Raw genomic sequence first — 19,733 nt, 5'->3', positions numbered from 1 at the left:
GGTCATCCTTGCAAAATCGACGAGACGAGCAGCTGGGTGTAGGCGGCCTGGGGGTCATCGAGAACCCGGTCGGTGAGACCTGATTCGATGACGCCGCCGTCCTTCATCACGAGCGTGCGGTGGGAGATGAGGCGTGCGACGGCCAGGTCGTGCGTGACGATCACCACGGCAAGGCCCAGATCGGCAACGAGTGACCGGATGAGATCAAGCAGTCGGGCCTGCACCGATACGTCCAGCCCGCTGGTGGGCTCATCCATGAAGACGAGCTTCGGTCCGAACACCAGGTTTCGGGCGATCTGCACCCGCTGGCGCATGCCACCGGAGAATGTCGCCGGCGTCTCATCCATGCGCTCGCTGGGGATCTCGACGCGCTCCAGCCATTCGGCGGCCTGCGCGCGGATCGTGCCGTAGTGGCGTTCACCAGCGGCCATCAACGGCTCGCCGACGTTGCCGCCGGCTGAGACATGCATGCGCAGTCCGTCCGCAGCGTTCTGATGCACGAAACCCCACTCCGTGCGCCAGAGCCGGCGCACCTCGCTCTCCGACAGCGAGGAGAGTTCGACGAGGTCGTTGCCTGTGCTTGTGGCTGTGCTTGTGCTGGCGGCTGTGCTTGTGCGGTAGCGGATGGAGCCTTCATCGATGCTGAGGCGCTGTGACAGCATCCCGAGCAGTGTCGATTTTCCGGAGCCGGATTCGCCGACGACGGCGAGCACCTCCCCCGGCCACAGGTCGAAGTCGATGTCGCGGCATCCGAATCGGTCACCGTAGCGGTGACCGGCGCCGGTGACGCTGAGCAGGGGCTGTTCGGCGTTCATACCGAGATCTCTTCCTTCTGGGTCGCCTGTTCGGCTGGGGCATCCGCGAGTATGGCGGCGGTGCGCTCGCAATAGTCGGTGTCACTGCAGACGAACATCGCGCCACCCTCGTCGTCGATGATCACCTCGTCGAGATAGACGCCCTCGGAACCGCAGATCTCGCAGGGATCCGAGAAGCGCTGCGGCTCGAAGGGGAAGTCCTCGAAGCCGAGCGATTCGACGTCGGTATACGGCGGGATCGCATATATGCGCTTCTCCCGTCCCGCGCCGAACAGCTGCAGGGCGGGGCTCTGGTGCATCTTCGGGTTGTCGAAGCTCGGCGTCGGGGACGGCGCCATCACGTAGCGGCCGTTCACCATGACCGGGTAGTCGTAGGTCTTGGCGATGTGGCCGAAGCGGGCGATGTCTTCGTAGAGCTTGACGTACATCAGGCCGTACTCCTCGAGCGCGTGCAGGCGCCGCGTCTCGGTCTCGCGCGGTTCGAGGAAGCGCAGCGGCTCGGGAATCGGCACCTGGTAAACGAGGATCTGTCCGTCTACGAGCGGCGTCTCCGGTATCCGGTGACGCGTCTGGATGATCGTGGCTTCATCGGTGCGCGTGGTTGCCCGGGCTCCGGCGACCTTCTCGAAGAACTGCCGGATCGACACCGCGTTGGTCGTGTCATCCGCGCCCTGATCGATGACCTTGAGCGTGTCGGGTTTTCCGATCACGGCGGCGGTGACCTGCACGCCGCCGGTTCCCCAGCCGCGTGGCATCGGCACCTCACGCGAAGCGAATGGCACCTGGAACCCGGGGATGGCGACGCCCTTCAACAGCGCCCTGCGCACGACGCGCTTGGTGTGCTCGTCGAGGTAGCCCTCGTTGTAGACGATGCGCGGTGCGCTCATGATGCGTCCTTTCCGGCGGCGTTGCGGCGTTGGTCGAACTCGTCGTTCAGGCGGCGGATGAGTCCGAGCTCAGCCTGGAAATCGACGTAGTGCGGCAGCTTCAGGTGCTCGACGAATCCGGTGGCCTGCACGTTATCGCTGTGCGCGATCACGAACTCCTCATCCTGCGCCGGAGAGACCTCTCGTTCGCCGAATTCGTCCTTACGGAGGGCGCGGTCCACGAGTGACATCGACATGGCTTTGCGCTCGGCTCGTCCGAAGACGAGGCCGTAGCCGCGGGTGAACTGCGGTGGCTGCTCGGCCGATCCCACGAACTGGTTCACCATCTGGCATTCGGTGACCTCGATACGCCCGATCGGTACGTCGTGGCCGATCTCGGGGGCATCGAACGACACCTCGACCTCGCCCACGCGCACCTCGCCGACGAAGGGATGCGTGTTGCCGAAGCCGCGCTGTGTGGAATAGCCCAGCGACAGCAGGAAGCCCTCGTCGCCGCGGCTCAGCGCCTGAAGACGCTCGGCGCGAGACATCGGGAAGGTCGTGGGTTCGCGGGTGAGGTCGGCCGGCTCCGGATCTGTCCACCCGACGGCTGGGCGATCGGGTTCGATGAGCGCGCTCTTGCCGAGCAGGTCGGTGACGCGCGGCATCGAGATGTCAATGTCGACGTCGGGCTCGGGGATGGCTGGCGCCTCAAGATCGTCGGCGAGCAGGCGGTGGGTGTAGTCGAACGTCGCCCCCAGTTGCTGACCGCCCGGGATGTCTTTGAACGTCGCCGAGACGCGTCGCTCTGGCGGGAGCGATGCGGTGTCCACGGCGACCGTGGTGCCGAAGCGCGGGAGCGTCGTGCGGTAGGAGCGGATCAGCGTGACCGCCTCGAGCACATCGCCCTGCGCCTGCAGCAGGGCCTTCGCTGCCAGCTCGGGGTCGTAGAGCGACCCTTCAGCCATGACACGGGAGATGAGCACTCCGAGCTGGTCCTGCACCTGGGTGTAGTCGATGCGCTCGGTCGTTCCCGCGCCGCGCTGTGCCAGCAGGGCGTGGGCGTTGGCGATCGCTTTCTCGCCGCCTTTGACTGCTACGTACATCAGCTCATCTCCTTCTGGACGTTGGAAGTCAGTGCGGTGGTGCGGGGAAGGCCGGTCACCTGGTCGACGCCCGCGAGAATCAGATCGACGCCGCGCGGGTATCGGCGTGTGTTGGCGGTCCAGATTTCGAGGAAATCGGATGCTGGCAGGCCCCGGCCGTCCCAGGAGATCTGCCCGTTCACCCCGGGCCCGTCGACGAGGAACGAGCCGATCGGCTTCGCGTCGGAGGCATCGATGATGACGGTCGCGGATAGGTGCGGCTCTTCGTCGCTGCCCTGCGCCAGATCATCGATCGGCGGCACGGTCGACGGGCTGGACGCGACGCAGAACAGTGCCTCGCTCGCATCGTCCACGAGGCGTGCACCGGTGTGGAATCGGATCCACGCTTCGACGTCGCTGTTCTGCCGCAGCGCGTCATCGAGCCAGAGCGGAGTCTGCTCGTCGCAGAGGGCGAGTACCAGCGCTGCGGCCGTGGCGCTGAGTGGGGCCGGCGGCTGGACCGCGGCCCGCACGTGCTGCGCGATGGTGGGCCGGGCGAGCGCCTCGAGCGTGGCGCGGAACACCTGCTGTGCGTCGTTCACCGGATCGGCGAATCCGGGGGCGTAGATGGCTGTGGTGTTCATTCGTCGTCCTCGTCGTCGTCGGCACCGAAGCCGTCGTTCTCCCGAGCGACGGTGAAGAAGTCCACGACGGTGGCACGGGCATTCTTCTGCGCCTGGTGATCGCGCAGCGCCTGTTCGCGTTCGAGGGGTTCGATGACCTCGGTCATTACGCGGTCGCGGGCAGCGGAATCCAGCATCCCGTCGAAGATCGCGGCGAGCGCCGCGTGTTCGGGGTGGCTGCCGAGCACGTAGGCGGTGCCCACGGTTTCGCTGCGGCCGTCGCGGACGGCAACCGTGGCACGCGTCACGGTGGCTTCGCCGAGGTTGAACCGGTCGCCGGTGCCGCCGGTGCGCCCCTGAACCATGACGAGGCCCGACTCGGGGCCGCGCAGATACTCGATGGCAGGTCGGTCGGTCCAGGTGCGCCAGAGGTCCGCGAGCTGGGCTTCAGTGGAACCGACGAGCACGCGCGCTGTGCGGCGCCGCTCCTCGGGAACCCGTGCTGTGTTGTTCATGTCTCCACGCTCTAGCGCAGACATAGACCGGGCGAGATGGCAGGTTTACCAGCAGGTGAACCGTTGGGTAAACGAATGGTGACTTGTTCGTCAGTTGGGTTCAAACTCGATGACGACGCTGATGCGGTCCTGTCGCATCCAGGATCTGCTGAACATCAGGGGCGCACCGGGGGTGCCGTCCGTGGTGAGCGTCTCCAGGCGCCAGACCGGGGTCGGTGCGTGCAGCTCCAGTCGCTGCGCTGCCGCATCAGGCGGGAACTCTGTCGATGCTCGCGACCACGCGCGCATCGGATTGCGGCCTGCGCCGCGCAGCACTTCGGTGAGCGATTCGATTGCGCGCAGGCTCACGTCGACGTGATCGAGGATGCCGGGGAGGATCCATTCCTCCCCGTACATGGAGGGCTGGTCGTCGATATACCCCACCCGAACCAGACGTGTGCACGGCTCGCCTGCAGGGATGCCGAGCCGGTCGGCGATGTCTTTCGGAACGTCGCGGGTGCCAGCATCCAGCAGAAAAGTGCGCGGCACCGCCCCGGCCTTCTCGACCGTGTCGTGCAGGGACGGGGCAAGGCTCGGCGCAAGCAGATAGTCGATCCGCCGGTTCACGAACGTTCCTGCCCCGTGCACACGGCGCACCAGAAAGCGCGCCTCGAGATGTTCGAGTGCGCGGCGTACCGTGCTGCGAGTGGCGCCGAAACGGCGCATCAACTCGTGCTCGCTCGGCAGCCGCGCGCCGGCCGGCAGATCTTCGATCTCGTCCTGCAGAACTGTGGCGATGTCGAGCATGCCGACCACGCTACGAATGCCGGGTGAACGCGAGGTGACGTGACGGGTTGCGGGGTGCAGGGTGCAGTCAGACCGCGGGTGGTGCGGGTGGGGCTGGCGGGGCCGCGGGAGTTGCCGGAGTCGCGGTTGCCGGGGCCGCCGGAGTCGCGGCGGGCGCTGCGCTCGTCGCATTCTGCGGAAGCACACACACGATCGCGGCCACGAGAATCACGATCGAGAAGATCGCCAGCATCACAGCGCCGGCACCGACGGATGCGCCAGAGATCGAGCTGACGCTGATCATCGTGCCGAATCCGTCGACAGCGCCGACGATGCCGGCGATCATGCCGAGCACGGCCGCGGTGATCCGCGCCCACTTCACGCGAAGGATGATGGCTGTCACCGAGGCGGCGATCACCAGCAGCATCAGCACCAGCAGGATGGCGCCCTCGCCGCCGGCGTACTCGGAGAAGTAGTTGAACGACAGACCGAAGCCCGAGGCGATCGGCAGGAACAGGGCGATCATCGCAAGGAAAGCTGCGACCGGCAGGGCGAAGGGCGCCCAGCTCATCCAGCCCTTCGGCCCGTTCTGCGGTGCGCTGCGCTGCTCTTGCACGGCAGACTGCACCGATCGAGCCGCTTCCTGGGCTGCCGGGGCGACGTGCGTCGTGAAGAAGTCTTTGGCGCCGGCAGCCATCTGCTTCGCGCCGGCGGCGATCTGCTCGGCGGAGGGGTCGCGGGGCTTGCGCTCCGCCGCGATCTGGCCGATGCGCACGGCCTCCTGATACTCGTTCATGGTCGGCTCGCGGTGATTCGTCTGCTGGAATCGCGCGGACCACTCCTCGGCGGTCACGGCAGAAGGCGTTTGCGCAGCACTCAGCTGCGGCCTGATCCAGGCGGCGAGTTCTGCGGAGCAGTTGGGGTGAACGATGATCCATGGCCACAGGTCGTGGCGCTCCTGCGCCAGCTGCGTCAGTGTCTGCAGCCCTACGCTCGGATCTGCCAGCTCGGCTGCGGTGTAGCTCGATGACGCGCGATCAGTCACGGTGTTCTCTCCTCTTCGCGCTCAGAGGTCTGTCCGGCGCGATTCGATTATCCCCCGATTCACCGCTGCGAGTGGGCAACCGTGGCTGCGTTCCGGGCAGAAACTGCGCCACAGCTGCCCGCTCGAAAGCCGGACGCGGGACGCTGGACGCAGCTCGTCAGAGCCGGATCACGCGCTTCTCCGCTCGTCGCTGATGCTGGGCGAAGAGTGCACAGGACAGAGCCGTAAGGAAGCTGATCAGCGCCAGCCCCCACGCGAAGACTGCGAACTGCGTGGGGAGAAGCATCGACGCCACAAGAAGCACGACACCGACGAGCGGAAGGGCAACGGTCAGTCGTTGCGCAAGGGTCTCGTGCATCATCGTCTCTCTGCTCGGGCCGGAGCGATCGCGGCCGGGCTTGTGGTGAAGGCCAAAACCATGGTGTCGTTCGATGCATTGAACGATCAAGGGTTTGGACGGTTCGGTAGCCCCAGGGCTACAGATCCACTCGGCGCGTGTCGTGATCAGCGGTCGTTGATTAGAGGCTTATGATCCCGATCTCGGTGGCCCGGAGAACGATCTGCAGGCGATTGTCGACGCCCCACAGCTGGTTGATGCGGCGGATGTCGGCCTTCACCGTGCTCTCGGCATAATGGAGCGCCTCAGCGATCTCAGCGTTGGAGAGACCCTTCGCAATCAGCTCGATGATCTGGCGCTCTCGATCGCTCAGTGCGGGCGTATCGGGGGCTCGACCGTCGCCTGCTTCGATGGCCGCGCGCACGAACCGCTCCTGTACTTCCGGCGAGACCACGCGGTCGCCGGAGTGGGCAGCGACGATGGCGTCGATGATCTGTTCGGGCGTGGAGTTCTTCACCAGGTAGCCACAGGCGCCCGCTCGCAGAACCTCGAGCGCGCGCCACTCAGTGGTGAAGGTTGTGAGTGCCACAACGCGGCAGCGGGGGTCCCATTCCAGAACGCGCCGCGTCGCTTCGACACCACCGACATCGCGCATCTTGATGTCCATCAGTACCACGTCGGGTTTCGACGCTCTACAGGCCTCGACGACCTCAGAGCCGTCGGCGGCCTCCCCTACCAGAGCGACGCGGTCGTCATCGGAGATAAATGCACGCAGGGCATGACGAACCAACGCCTCATCATCGACGACGAGAACGCGGACGGCTTCACTCACCCACTCACGGTACCGCGAGCCTGCTCAGGAATCTCTAGCCCTGGGGTCATGAATCCGTGACCGCGGGCGTACGACTCATAGGGTGGGAATGAGGCATCCATGGTGCAGGTCGATCTCGAGCTGCCCGAGTGAAGGAGACCAGCATGGGAATGCTCAGCATGTACGGTATCGGATCGTTCGTTCGAGTGATCACCTGGTCGAATGCGGACCTGGGCGACTGGCTCTGCAAGATGCTCGGCATCTGTGCCTGAAGCTCCGCTGATCTCCGCGCGCGACGAGGAGCCGGGCCTCACTGCGCGGTCCTCCATCATGCGGATGCTGCGCTCTCGCATGTTCTGGGAACAGCGTTCTCTTCATCCGGTCGCACGCCTTCTGCTGGTTCTGACCGTCGGCGTGCTCCTGTGCATCGCGATCGGCTTCACGATCGCGGGGGGAGGGTTCACGCGGTACGACCTGCTGGCGGTGGCGCTCTATGTGGGGTTGGCCGGCTTCGCCTGGCATCCGATGACTGCCGCGTTCATCGTGATGCTCATCTGCAGCGTAGGTGTCGTCTTCACCGGCAGCGGTGGAGACCTCCTCGAACTGTCGATGACGCTCAGCCTGGTGGCCGCGACGTGCGGACCGTGGGTGATTGGCACGCACCTGGTGCTGCTCGCAGCGCTCACTACGTACATGACTCTCAGCGGGCCGACACTGGCAGCGGGAGGCATCTACGGCATCGCGGGCATCGCTGTGATCGCGTTCCTGGCGGGCGTCGCGTTCAGACTCGTGGCGGCACGCGAGACGGTTCTCGTTGCCGAGCGAACCCGCATCGTGAGAGACCTCGAGGCGATCGCACGGGACGAGCGGGAGCGCATCGCGGATGAGCTCCACGACGGCATCGCGCACGACCTGACGCTCGTCCTGTTTCACGCTCGGGCTCTTCCGCGTCAACCGGATGAAGACGCACGGCAGGTCTCACTGAAGACCATCGAGGATTCCGCCGAGCAGGCGCTGCAGAGCATCCAGTCTCTGCTCTCGTTGATGCGGGACACACTGACCGAGGGACCGCCGACACGCTCGATCCGCTCCGCAGAAAACGTCGCGGAGACCGCGTCATCATTGGCGGCACTTCTGAAGGATGCAGGCATCCCCACGAGCGTTACAACACCGCGTGTTCCGCTCCAGCTCGCGCCGACTGCCGAGCGTGTTCTCACAGAGACGGCCATCGAGTCGGTGATGAACATCATCAAACACGCGCCCACGTCGCAGTCGGCGAGCATCGAGATCCACGACCGGCCTGATGCCATCGAGGTCGTCGTGACGAACTCCGCCTCCGCGGATCTCAGCGGAAACGGCCGCGCGATGGGCGGTCGAGGCCTGCGCCGGGCGGCGCAGCGGCTCAAGCAGATCGGTGGCGAGCTGGATCACGGATGGACCGCCAACGGATGGGTTCTGCGGGCGACGGTTCCGGCATCCGGCGACGACGCACCGTGATTGGCAGATGACGAAGGCCCCAACTTCCCAGTGTTTTCTAGGAGAGTCGGGGCCTTCGTGGCGGCGGTGACGGTGGGATTTGAACCCGATGAGGGACTCTCCCGTCTCGCTCAGATTCGATCAGAGGCCTCGGAATCACCCGCAATCACTTGAATACGAATCCGGCTTCAGCCTGTCTCAATAGGTTTCAATTTGCCGCGAGTGTGGGCAAAATGTGGGCACGGATTCTGGCTCTCGCACTGCCACGACGGCAACATTCTGTGTTCCAGACCAGTCTCTCGCACCCCAACTGGTACCACTAGAGGTGAAGCCGCTCGAACACACCACCCTGCAAGGGCCTCAATCAAGTCTGCGGCGAGCGCCGCTTGGACAGGGACACCGACGCTTGCTCCGCCTGCCCCGCCACGGCCGACCCAGCGCTTCTGGCCCGCGGCGAAGAGGTCTGCCAGTGCGGTGAGTGCGCCTACGGCGACATCGTGGCTCACACCCTCGCGAAGGATGGGACCGATACTCCCGACGGGGACTGCTGCACGGATAGGAGACGCACGTCGAGTCGAGTCGAGTCGAGTCGAGTCGAAGCTTCAGCCTGCAGAGACCGGTAGAGCGCCCACCGTCCCGCGAGTGGCCTCCAGGTGGCCATACTGGGACCTGTGCCCACTCGACTACTCCTTCAACTCGCCGCGTTCGCCGGCCTTCAGTGCATCCTTGGATTGATGACGAGCGCGCCCAACACGGCGATCGCTCTGATCAATCCACTGCTGTATGCCGTGACCGGCTCTATCTGGATGCTCATCCCGATGACCGCACGCCTGTGGAGTGGCGCCCCCGGGTCTGCAGCGGCGGTCGGCATCATCGCCGGGCTCCTGCTTATGCCGTTCAACGCATTGGGTTTTCTGCTGCCACTCTCACTCGCCGGGCAGGGGTTACTTTTCGACCTCGTCATCTGGCGTTCACGGCGAGCATCCCCTCTTCGACTCGCCGGCGCAGCGACGATCACCGGCGCAGCGATGGGCGCGTTATCACTGCCCGTCATCGATCCGTCATGGTTCTCACCCTGGTTCTTCGTCGGGATACTCGTCCTGCGCATACTGTCAACCGTGGCCTTGGCGTTCGCCGCTTCGTCCCTCAGCCGAGAACTCGTGCGGCGCGGTGTCCGACCGATACCGCTTCAACGACGGATCAGGTCGCACTGACGACTCAAAGTAGGCCACGACGGCGGGCAGTGGCGACCGCGCTCGCCCTGTCGGAGACACCGAGCTTGCGGTAGAGAGAACCGAATTGGTTCTTCACGGTCTCCACCGCCACAGATAGTGTTTCAGCGATCTCGGCGACACTTATTCCGCCAGCCAGTTGATTGAGCACGACTTGCTCACGTTTGGTGTGCCTCAACGCTTCACCCGGTTCGTCGAACACTTCCACCTGCCGCTCGACCAGATCCCGCAGAGTGGGATCCGGATCCGTCAGCACTAGAAGATCCGTCCGCGGCATCATGGCGAACGGCGTGCGCAGCCCTACCTCGCGTTCCGCCGCCGATGCGGCGATGAGTAGCACCTAAACGCCGTCCTCGCTTCGCCGATCCGCCGAGGTGGCCACTCGATGCGCGGACTAGCGCTGATTCGAAGTAGGGAAATGGATCTCGGTTAGCATAACCGCGAGAACGAACCGGTCCGCTGGACTTTGTTGCGTATCAGAATGCTTTCCCCTACGTGTTGTCTAGCGCAATGTCATCCCACCCCAGCTCACACCAACACATGCGGCGATCACGGCGGAATCCGGAGCGACATCAAGCAAGACTCTAAGAACTACCCCGACGAATAGGGCGTACAAACCGCGGGTCGCGGGAGCTCACTGATGGGGACCGCGTGCCCAGGAAGGCCTGGATCTCTGATCGGAGCACTTCTGATGTGATCTCATGAGCGCTTCTCTCGCAGGCCAGAGACCTGGCTGCGCATGAACTTCTCGAGCTGATTGGAAGGAACCACATCGGTCGCCCGTCCTCCAAAACAACATCGTCCTGCTTGCCGCCCTGGGGAGGTAACGGCAAGCAGGACGATGAAGGGGGTTACTCTGCTACTACTTCTGCCGCGGTGCGGCGGCGCATGTACAGCAGTAGTCCACCGGCCATCATGAGCAGCAGGGCTGCACCGATGGTTCCGATCGCGATCTCACCACCGGTGGTCGCGAGCGGCGGGGGAACATCCTTCGGCCACTCGGGCACCTCGCAGGCGGTCGCGTCATCCGTCAGGTCGTTGTGGTCAACGCCCGCCGTATTGGCGAAACCTCCGCGGTCGTTCGAACCCGGTGCCGGGCACTTCAGCGTGGTGCTGTCTGCCTTGCTCGTATCGAGTCTGGCCTCTACCCTCACCTGGTAGGTGTGGGTAGAACCTGCTGCCAGGGCCACGTCCGTCGCGATGACGTTCTGCTCCGCGCCGGTCTCTCCCAAGCCCGTCCACGTTGCCGCGGGCGTAATGCCCTCGGGGGCCGAAACCACGGTCGCATCAAGTACTTCGATGCCGGCACCGTAGCGGAGCTCGTCGGTCACGGTGTACGCGCCGGTCGCTGCGCCGTCGTTCTGCACGGTGATCGTGTAGTTGACAGTCCAGCCCCCGTTCGCACCCTTGACCGGTGCACCATCCATGGCCTTCACGATGTCGATCGATGGCACTGGCGCGCAATCGGTGTCGACACTCTTTCCGCCGGCCTCGTCGGTCAGGGTGGCTGCGTTGTTCAGCCCCTGCTCGATGCGGTTGTTACCGCCAGGAACCGTGCAGGCCGGTGATGCGGTGCCGTCGTCACCCACGACGTCACCCTCGAACTGCAACGGCACATTCGCGACCACGGTCACGGTGTAGACGTGCGGCGTGTAGCCGTCGTCATCCAGACCGATGATGGCTACGTCCGTCGCGATGCGCTGGTCGCCATCACCGTCGAACCCACCGTTGATCTCCACTCCCTCCGGACCGGTTGCCGTGATGGTGTCCACCGTGATCTGCGGCGCGAACAGTAGTTCGTCGTCGAGATCGTAGGTGGTTGCCTCGTTGCCGGTGTTGCCGACGGTGAGGTCGTAGACGACTTCCCACTGGCCGTTACCGATCGGCGTCGCCGAGACGAGCGCCTTGTCGAGCGTGGGCTTGCCAGGACGGATGCACTCGTCATCCGCGTTATCCAGACCGTTCCAGTCGACCGTGGCGGTGTTGTTCAGCGTGCCCGGAAGCGGCGCGCCCTCCGCCGTCGTGCAAACATCACCAGCAGGAACCTCGATACCCGCCAGATCCGCCGCATACCGCACGGTCACCGTGTAGGTGTGCACGACGGGTGCATCCGCACCACTCGCGATGGGCTGATCGGTGACGATCCGCAGATCGTCGATGCCGTTGAAGCCACCGTTGATTGCGACCGGCTCCGCAGCGTCAGAAGTGACGCCCTGGATGCCGACCACGGACACGCCGTCACCGGGTGCGAGCTGGTCGTCGAGGTTGTAGACCCCGGCGCCCGCACCGCTGTTGGCGACAGTGAGCTCGTAGGTCGCGTCATACACGCCGTCCTCACCATCGACCGGTGTCACCGCGCCCGAGAGCGACTTGGTGATTTCGATCAGTGGCGCAGACACACACGCGTCAGCATCCTGGTCTTCACCATTGTGCGTGAGCCCTGCGGTGTTGGCGAACCCGCCCGCATCCGAGCCCGGCGCGGGGCAGATGAGGTCACCAGGGGTGACCACTGCACGGTCCATCGAGGCGATGACCTCGACACGGTAGGTGTGAACCTCCCCAGCGTCGAGAGCGATCCCGGTGACGATGACGTTCTCATCCGCACCCTTGGCGCCCTGCCCAGTCCACTCAGCGTTGGTCTCGATACCTTCCGGACCAGAGACAACAGCCGCGGACTGAACCTCGATGCCAGAGCCATAGCGGAGCCGGTCGCTGAGGTCGTAATCGCCCGTAGTCTGTCCCTCGTTAGTGGCGGTGACGTCGTAAGCGATCGTCCACGTGCCGTCACCGTTCTCGACGGGACTGCCCTCGACGGTCTGCTTGTCCAACTCGATGAGCGGAAGCGTCGGGCAGACCTCGTCCTGACCGGTGAGACCGTTGCTGGTCAGCGTGGTCGAGTTGCCCAGACCCCCAGCTTCACCGGTGCCCGGTGCAAAGCACTGCAGCTTGGTCGGGTCGATCGTAGCCTCGTCCATCTGGACGGTGACCTCGACCTGGTACAGGTGCGACTCGCCCACGGGAAGGGTCACGCCCTCGGCGACGAGGTTCTCCGAATCGGAGTCCTCAGCGCCCAGACCCGTCCAGTCCGCGTTCGTGTCCACACCATCCGGTGCGGTGGTAACCGCCGCGTCAACGATCTCGATGCCCTCACCGAAGTGCAGACGGTCGGTCACGTCGTAGTCCGCATCCGCCGCGCCCACGTGGGTGGCGAGGATGTCATATACGACCGTCCAGGTGCCGTCCCCGTTCGGGGTCGGACCTGAAGAGACCGACTTGTCGACCGTGACGGTGCCCACCGTGATGCAGGCGGACGCGTCATCGGTGAGGTCGTTGTGCTCGATCTCAGCTGTATTGGACAGACCACCACTCTCACCCGGCTCCGCAGCGCACTCGGTGATCACCGGCGCACCTACCGCGCCTTCGGCGAGACCGATGACGACCTCCACCTGATAGGTGTGAACACCACCAGCAGTCAACGTCACCTCCGTGGCGATGACGTTCTCTTCAGCGCCCTCGGCACCAAGACCCGTCCACGTCGCCGACGGCGTTACACCTTCGGGAGCAGAGGCAACGGAGCCTGAGACAACCTCAAGGTCACCATCAGCCGTCATCCGGTCAGAGATATCGTAGACACCCTCAGCGCCACCATCGTTCCTGGCAACCACGTCATACGTCACCGTCCAGGTACCGTCATCGTTCGGGGTCGGTCCCTCAGAAACAGACTTGGTGATGTCGATCGCCGGCGGGGTTGCGCACGCCTGGTCCGGCTCGATGTCACCGCCCGGCAGCGTCAGCGCCGAGGTGTTATTGAACGCCGTGTCGGGGTCCTCACCCTCCGCAGGACACGCCGCCGCAGGCAGGTCACCGCCCGGTGCGAACTGCAGCGGCACATCAGCCACCACGGTCAGCAGGTAGCTGTGCGAGACATAGCCTTCATCATCATTGCCGAGCAGCGGAACGTTGGTTGCAACGTCCAGGTTGCCCTGACCATCCCACGCGGGATCAGCCAGCGTCACACCATCAGGCGAACCGCTGACCACCGCCGAGACGACCTCCACCTGGTCGGTGAAGTGCAGCTCATCCGCCAGCGAGTATGACGTCTTCGCGGTCGATACGTTCGTCACCTCGAGGCCATAGACGATCTCCCACTGGCCGCCACCGATCGGGGCAGCAGACACGATGGACTTGGTGTGCGTCGGCTCGCCCTCGATCTCGAATCCTGCGGGGTCGCAGTTGATCGTCGGCGCAACATCCGAGTCAACCGGGATGTCAGCCGCAGCACATGCCGTGTTCACGACTCCCTCACCAACCGAAGCGTCAGCGATGATCTCGTAGTCGCGTTCCTCACTGTCGCCGGGAGCAAGCTCGTCAATGACGAACGAACCCAACTCGGGCTGCTTGTCATCGGAGGTCTTGATCCCCGTCAACGTTCCCTGACCGGTGTTCTCCACGACGATCCGGTAGCGGATGGTATCGCCCACGAAGAACGACGGGTAGTCCTCGACGGTGTTCGCGTCGCGCCACTCGCCATCCGCGTCCTGCACGTACTTCTTCAACTGCGCAGAGTAGTAATTCGCGATCGTGATCGGAGCCGACGTGCGCATCACCAGTTCGGTGTGCTCCGCGATCGCCTGCGCCCGGTTCACGAGGGCGTCGCCACCGACAGCACCATCGGTTGCGATCTCGAGAGTGAATGCTTGCGTGGCACCGGGAGCGAGCTCCGGACCGATCACACGTACGGCGGTGGGGTTCGCCGGCATGGTCGTCGACCAGCCCGCACTGTTCCCCGTCACATCTCCCGGGGCACCATTCGTTGGCTCCGCCGGGTTGTCACTAAGCCTCGTCGGGTCGGCATCCGTGTAGTACACGGTCGCACCCGCGACTGCGTTGACACCGGTCAACTCGTAGCTGCCGCTGTACGAGGTGCCACGGTCATCGCCGATATACGGAAGCACGTCGATCGTGTCCGTGAACGTCTGCGGCAGCGGGTCGAACGACCGCAGCGTCACCGTCCAGGACCCCGCGCCGACTCCGTCACCATTCAGGTTGGGAATGAACGGGGTGTCCGCGGTCTTCCCAATCGATGTGTAACCAGCATTGTTGACGGTCACCTGCGCGCGATCGCTCCCTGTCTGCCCGCCATAGGCGGCCGTCACGTTGTTGGTAAGCACACTCCCTGCCACCACATCCCCGGCGACCGCCTGGTAGGTCAACGGGACCTGTGTGTTCGTCGGCACTCCGTCCAGCGTCCAGGAAAGGACCTGCTGGCCGGCACCATTCGTAGTGACAGTCGGTACCGGTGTCGCCGATCCAGCCACATAGGTCAAGCCGACGGGAAGAGTATCGGTGATCTGGAATCCATCCACCGTCTCTGGGATTGCGCCCGCGCCCACGGCGGAGTAAGTCAGCGTGTAGTTTGCCGGAACACCGGGTGTCACAATGCCTCGATCAACCGACTTTTCAATCTGGGGAGTCGCGGTGATGATTCGGAGAATGTCTCGGTACACGTTGGTGTAGAGGTACCGAGCGTCGGGAGTAACCGTGTTGGGGGTAGCAGCAGTTGGACTCGTCCATGCGCCGGCTCCACGCAGGACCTGACCCCAGGTCCATACGTCCTGGCCTACCGGAACATTATCGTTGATCCGGACCTTTGCGTTGATTATTTCACGATACGGATTGTGATCCGCTTCGGACTTCGGGTATGTAAGGCGGAGTGCTTTCACAGTCGACAGGTCTTCGGGGGCCGTGGTGACCCATCCGCCGCCGCCGGTGCTTGCGTTGCCTCCTGTTCCACAATCGAACGCGTTGGGGTCGTAGGAAGGACTGTTCGGGTCAACCACCGGAGCAGTGCCGACGTAGTACTGCAGCGGGTACAGAGCCGGGCGAACACCCGAGGGAGTGGCTTCGGTTAGGGTCGCGTATCGCGTATCGATGATCGTGCAGACGCCGAACACGGACGTTGGTTCGGCGCCAGTCTGCGGGCTAGTATCCAGGCTCACGCCTTGCTGGACTGTCATGCCAGCCGAAACACGGTAGCTGTCATCCCACACATCGCCTCCAGCGCCAGTGCCTGCGCGGTAGAAGTTGTTGCCCGCACCGCCGACAAAGCTGATCGCCTTGCTCGAGGTGTTGTTCGACGCATCATCGATTACGGTCGCTCCGCTACCGGGCGCAGTGTATGTGGGTGCGTTGGAAGTGAGTCCAACACCGGTGTTGGTGGCCGTTGCGATGCGGAAGGTGACCTGTCCGCTGGCCACAGCGCTCCAACCGGCGGGCAGGGGACTCCCCGTCGAGTCCGTCGTCGGATCCTGTGCCAAGGAGTAGTCAATGCCGGTGAGTGTCAGTGTGAACTGACCAGGCGTTCCGGACGGCGTTAATGTGCATGTGCCGGCGAACGGAGCGGTCTGCTCGGCCGGATTGCTGCCACCGGACCACGGGTGACCGCCAGCCGCACCCGTGGTGAAGGGTGAGCAAGCCGTAGGTGCTGCCGTGATGGCTGAGGCATTGTCTGCGGCGACTGTGATCGTGTAGGACACCGAGTCGGGGCCAACTTCAGAGCCGGCTTTGAGGTTCAAGGTCCACTGATAGCTCACTTCGTTGATGCCCTCGCTGATAAACGTGGAACCGGCTACGGGGTTTCCCCAGGCCATGTCGAGGGCGAACTCGTTGGTGATCTCAACTGCGGGCACATCTGCAGTGGTGCCGTCGATCGTCGCGGCGCCTGTGAGCTGTGCGCCTGTCGGGCCCTCGACGAGGATGCCGGGGTTGACCACGTGTGCAGTGCCTTGGTCTTTGGTGCCGAGGTTGCAGATGAGGGTCTTGCCGTCAGCGGAGATGCTCGAGGCTGGCGTGACGCCGTCAACCAGACAGGTGTCGGGGAGGCTCTGTAAAGTGCCGCTCTCGATCGTGAATATGAAGTTCACGTTGTCGACGGGCTCGTTCGAGGGTGCCGCCGCGCCGTCGTTGACGTTCACGCGGATCTCAGCGGTCACGACGTCACCACTCGCGACAGTGGTCGGGGTACCGTCGGCCCAGACGGCCGCGATCTCGTACTCGGTCGCGGCGAATGCCGGTGTCGCAACGACAAGTGCGCTGCTCCCGAGGACCAACGCGACCGCGCCCGAAAGCACACCACGAAGACCTCGGTATCTCAGAGACCCCGAAGGCCTCTTTCGGCCCCGGTGTCGAATTGGACGACCCTCCATGGATGCGCGCACAGTTCCCCCTCATGCAAAACTTTGAGCGCCCGGATTCGAGTGCTCGAGTTATACGCTATTGAGGCTCGCTCGGCCGTGACAGGAATTCACCCCGCATTCACCCTGCGCTGCGGCTCGGGTATCACGCCGAAAAATCGGGCTCGACAAGTGCACGCACGAAATCGATTGCACGAAAGCTGACTGGATCGCGCCCCGGCACAGAGACGATTCCGCGTCAGACGATGAATTCGGCCCGCTGCCGGAGATCCCACCCCGTCAACGCACCGATCATCTCGCTGGTGAGCTCGCCCTCACGTTCGATCCGTGAGCGGATGGATCCCGCGGAAATGCCCATGACATGAGCCACTGCCAGGGGCGAGTAGCAGCCTCCACAAGCGCATCCACGAAAATGCGTGTCGTGCGGGACACCCTTCGGCGCGTGATCCCGCCCACGGCCCTCTCCTGAGCTTGGCACGCTCTCAGTAGATCCTCGAGGGCGCGAGGCAAGCGGATGATCGCTCGGGTGGCAGGGGGGTATACGCGTGGTCACCGGTCGCCGTGCCACTCAGGCTCGTGGACGGTGCAACTCAGCACCGCTCGTACGGTGCACCAACTTGACCCCGGCTAGCGAGATCTCACCCCTGGTCACCCCCGACGCCCGACGTTCGGCCTCACAGTGCGGCGTCAGGATCCGGGCCAGTGACGAGGTGCCGGTCAAGAGCGACAGCGACCGCCTCATCTCTGCTGGAGACGCCGAGTTTGCGGTAGATGCTCTTGAGCTGGGTCTTCACGGTGTTCACGGACACAACCAGCTCGGCCGCGATCATTGCCGTCGATGGCGTGAGCAGCAACTCCCGCAAGACGGCACGTTCCCGATCGCTGAGCAGCGTGGCAACCTCGGGAGCAGGGAAGAACGATGTCGTGGGCAGGTCAGCGACCACGGCATCGTGCCCGGCCTCGGCAAGGGCGGAACGCAGCTGCTGAAAATCAGAATCTGGAACGAGTAGCACTGGCAGTCGTTGCGCGGTGTTTGCGAGGATGTTGCCCAGGTGATCGATGACGCCTCGCGATCGTGCACGGGAAGAGAAACGCAAGAGCACGGCAGCCTCAATGGTTGCCAGCTCCGCGGCAAGTCGGTGCGACAGCTGGGAACCAGCGAGACTGCGCACGTGCTGGAGGGCGGCGCCGTGATGGTCGCGTGCGAGCTCGACCCGCGCGAGCCCGACGCTCCTGATCGGGCTCGGTTCGGCATCGCGCCGCAGGATCGCGAGAGCATCATCTGGGTTACCCAACGCGAGTTGCAACAGCGCCCTAGTAGGAGCGAGCTCAGCCCGCGTTACGGCGGTGCGCCCCTCCCTTCGACGGAGCGCGGCAAAAGCATCCAATCCTGCCAGCGCGGCACCCGGTCGACCGGCGGCGAGTTGGACCCCGGCCTCAGTGATGGCGATGGGTATCCAATGCTCAATTGTGCGACGGTCATGCACCATCGCCGCGAGATGATTCCAGGCGACGGGTGCGTCGAACCGCTCGAGTGCGACGATGGCTTCAGCCAGCCGGTAGAACGTGCCCGAGTACGCCAAGCGCGCCGTATCCGTCCAAGATCCGTCACGGGCGAGTTCGAGGTAATCCTCGGCCTCGGGGAGATCCCCATGCAGAGCGTGGATGCCCGCGAGCATCGACAGGTTCGTGAACCCTTGCCGGTCCCCTTCCGTCGGGACCGCGGCAAGGCCGTGTTCGAAGGTGTCCAGTGCATCAGCGACCCGCCCGCCGTAATACAGGGTGGTGCCTAGCTGCGAGTAGAGCACCGAAAGTGTGCTTACGCGGTCCCGCTTCTCCTCGGACATCCGATGCAGAATCTGCAACGCGCGGCCAGCGGCTTGCAACCCCTGTTTCGGCTGGCCGATCAACCGGTAGGAGACGCTGGCTGCGGTCAGAATGAGTGCGCGATCGATCTCGTCAACGCCGCGCCTCTCGGAGCTGGCAGCTCGGATGGCGACGAGGAACAAGCGCAGACCCCGTATCCGGTAATGAGGCACGGAGTAATAGGTGGTCCCGGCCAGCATTGCGAGTAGCGGCGAATCCCGAATGACGCTGGTCGGGAACTTTTCCAGCGCACCACGCACCGTCGGCCGATCAGCAACGAGGAGATCGAGCCAGCCGTCGCGAACGGTCTCAAGGACCCGTGCAACGTCGCCCTCTTCAGCGGCAGCCATGAAGTCACTCAGAGAGCAACCGTCCATACCGGGCAGCTGCGCCCGCAGCTGCGGGTCACCATTCAAACCGAGGGGATCCTGATACCCCCGCACCGGTCCTTCCTCGAGATGCCCTGCGGATAGGATCGACTGTTGGCCGTGCTCACTCATGCTGCTCCAGCAGAAAGGGATGTGGGGACTGCTGCACGATTAGGTGACAGCTTCTAATCACACCGCCAGTGCGACGGTCGTGTTCATGATGGCCTCGAATTCCACGGGCGTCAAACACCCCAGAGCGGCCCGCCGGCCTGTTTCGCCGACCCGAAGAGTCCTTGGCAGCGCGGCAACAACGAGCACCTCAACGGGCTCCTACGCCAACACTTCTCCAAGGGCACAGATCTCTCCCAGTGGAGACGGCGGAGATCGCCGCCGTCGCGGACGCGATCAACAACCGACCAAGAGGGATCCTCGATGGGCAGAGTGGGCGCGTGCACGGATAGTGCAGCGATGGAAAGCTCCTTCAGCCTTCTGCAGAAGAACGTCCTCTACAGGCACCCCTGGGCCAGCAGGCTCCAACTACGCCTCGCGGTCGTGCAATGGATCGAGGGCATTTATCACCGCAAACGCCGGCAACGCCGACTCGGGAAACTTACGTGTCGGCGGCGCTTGAAAACTGGACAGTAGCGGCGCTTGAAAAGTGAACACTCAACTATTGGAGAGTGATCACTTTGGAAGATTGGGCATTGATTCGGAGGCTGGCCGCGGAGGGCGAGCC

14 protein-coding genes and 2 pseudogenes are annotated in these 19,733 nt (G+C 64.2%); 4 read left to right on the top strand and 12 right to left on the bottom strand.

Annotated elements, in window-relative coordinates:
* Positions 1 to 2: 2 nt before the first annotated feature.
* From phnK to ACSU1L_RS14345, 9 genes are all read right to left on the bottom strand, one after another.
* Positions 3 to 815 (bottom strand): phosphonate C-P lyase system protein PhnK, encoded by an 813-nt coding sequence (phnK, locus tag ACSU1L_RS14385; protein ID WP_439256252.1) that lies wholly within the window; start codon positions 813 to 815, stop codon positions 3 to 5.
* Entirely contained in the window at positions 812 to 1,702 is an 891-nt protein-coding gene (locus ACSU1L_RS14380; protein ID WP_439256251.1) for an alpha-D-ribose 1-methylphosphonate 5-phosphate C-P-lyase PhnJ, read from the bottom strand. Before ACSU1L_RS14380 ends, phnK begins: the two co-directional genes overlap by 4 nt.
* Entirely contained in the window at positions 1,699 to 2,787 is a 1,089-nt protein-coding gene (locus ACSU1L_RS14375) for a carbon-phosphorus lyase complex subunit PhnI (protein WP_439256250.1), read from the bottom strand. Before ACSU1L_RS14375 ends, ACSU1L_RS14380 begins: the two co-directional genes overlap by 4 nt.
* The gene (gene phnH / locus ACSU1L_RS14370; RefSeq protein WP_439256249.1) at positions 2,787 to 3,410 is read right to left on the bottom strand and encodes a phosphonate C-P lyase system protein PhnH; all 624 of its coding nucleotides are present in this window, start codon (positions 3,408 to 3,410) and stop codon (positions 2,787 to 2,789) included. The genes ACSU1L_RS14375 and phnH overlap by 1 nt, the downstream gene beginning before the upstream one ends.
* On the bottom strand, positions 3,407 to 3,904 hold the full coding sequence (gene phnG / locus ACSU1L_RS14365) for a phosphonate C-P lyase system protein PhnG (RefSeq protein ID WP_439256248.1): 498 nt from the start codon (positions 3,902 to 3,904) through the stop codon (positions 3,407 to 3,409). The genes phnH and phnG overlap by 4 nt, the downstream gene beginning before the upstream one ends.
* A 90-nt stretch (positions 3,905 to 3,994) precedes the next feature.
* Positions 3,995 to 4,690, bottom strand: a complete 696-nt coding sequence (locus tag ACSU1L_RS14360) for a GntR family transcriptional regulator (protein ID WP_439256247.1) — start codon at positions 4,688 to 4,690, stop codon at positions 3,995 to 3,997.
* A gap of 67 nt (positions 4,691 to 4,757) precedes the next feature.
* Entirely contained in the window at positions 4,758 to 5,714 is a 957-nt protein-coding gene (locus tag ACSU1L_RS14355) for a hypothetical protein (RefSeq protein ID WP_439256246.1), read from the bottom strand.
* 157 nt (positions 5,715 to 5,871) lie between these two features.
* On the bottom strand, positions 5,872 to 6,072 hold the full coding sequence (locus ACSU1L_RS14350; protein ID WP_439256245.1) for a hypothetical protein: 201 nt from the start codon (positions 6,070 to 6,072) through the stop codon (positions 5,872 to 5,874).
* 160 nt (positions 6,073 to 6,232) lie between these two features.
* A complete protein-coding gene (locus ACSU1L_RS14345) occupies positions 6,233 to 6,883 on the bottom strand; it encodes a response regulator (RefSeq protein WP_439256244.1) in 651 nt (216 codons plus the stop codon).
* Between the two features lie 243 nt (positions 6,884 to 7,126).
* Here ACSU1L_RS14345 and ACSU1L_RS14340 point away from each other — a divergent pair, with 243 nt between their 5' ends.
* Entirely contained in the window at positions 7,127 to 8,359 is a 1,233-nt protein-coding gene (locus ACSU1L_RS14340) for a sensor histidine kinase (protein ID WP_439256243.1), read from the top strand.
* Between the two features lie 713 nt (positions 8,360 to 9,072).
* The gene (locus ACSU1L_RS14335) at positions 9,073 to 9,552 is read left to right on the top strand and encodes a hypothetical protein (protein ID WP_439256242.1); all 480 of its coding nucleotides are present in this window, start codon (positions 9,073 to 9,075) and stop codon (positions 9,550 to 9,552) included.
* Between the two features lie 4 nt (positions 9,553 to 9,556).
* Here ACSU1L_RS14335 and ACSU1L_RS14330 read toward each other — a convergent pair whose 3' ends face one another.
* The 3 genes from ACSU1L_RS14330 to ACSU1L_RS14320 all read right to left on the bottom strand — a co-directional run bounded on the left by ACSU1L_RS14330 (position 9,557) and on the right by ACSU1L_RS14320 (position 19,129).
* Positions 9,557 to 9,910 (bottom strand): LuxR C-terminal-related transcriptional regulator, encoded by a 354-nt coding sequence (locus ACSU1L_RS14330; protein ID WP_439256241.1) that lies wholly within the window; start codon positions 9,908 to 9,910, stop codon positions 9,557 to 9,559.
* A 511-nt stretch (positions 9,911 to 10,421) separates the two neighbouring features.
* Positions 10,422 to 16,700, bottom strand: coding sequence for a DUF7507 domain-containing protein (locus ACSU1L_RS14325; protein ID WP_439256240.1), 6,279 nt, complete (start codon positions 16,698 to 16,700; stop codon positions 10,422 to 10,424).
* Between the two features lie 737 nt (positions 16,701 to 17,437).
* Positions 17,438 to 19,129, bottom strand: a complete 1,692-nt coding sequence (locus ACSU1L_RS14320; RefSeq protein ID WP_439256239.1) for a LuxR C-terminal-related transcriptional regulator — start codon at positions 19,127 to 19,129, stop codon at positions 17,438 to 17,440.
* A 135-nt stretch (positions 19,130 to 19,264) separates the two neighbouring features.
* On the opposite strand from ACSU1L_RS14320, the pseudogene ACSU1L_RS14315 reads away from it, so the two are divergent.
* Together ACSU1L_RS14315 and ACSU1L_RS14310 are read left to right on the top strand one after the other, a co-directional pair.
* Positions 19,265 to 19,428 (top strand): annotated as a pseudogene (locus tag ACSU1L_RS14315) (transposase); the annotation flags it as partial.
* Positions 19,427 to 19,642 (top strand): annotated as a pseudogene (locus tag ACSU1L_RS14310) (hypothetical protein); the annotation flags it as partial. The pseudogenes ACSU1L_RS14315 and ACSU1L_RS14310, both read left to right, overlap by 2 nt.
* Positions 19,643 to 19,733: the final 91 nt, after the last annotated feature.

Source organism: Microbacterium sp. A94 (assembly GCF_051842855.1).
Lineage (GTDB): Bacteria > Actinomycetota > Actinomycetes > Actinomycetales > Microbacteriaceae > Microbacterium.
Note: the sequence above shows the minus strand (reverse complement) of the source record. Positions and strands in the feature narration are given on the sequence as shown.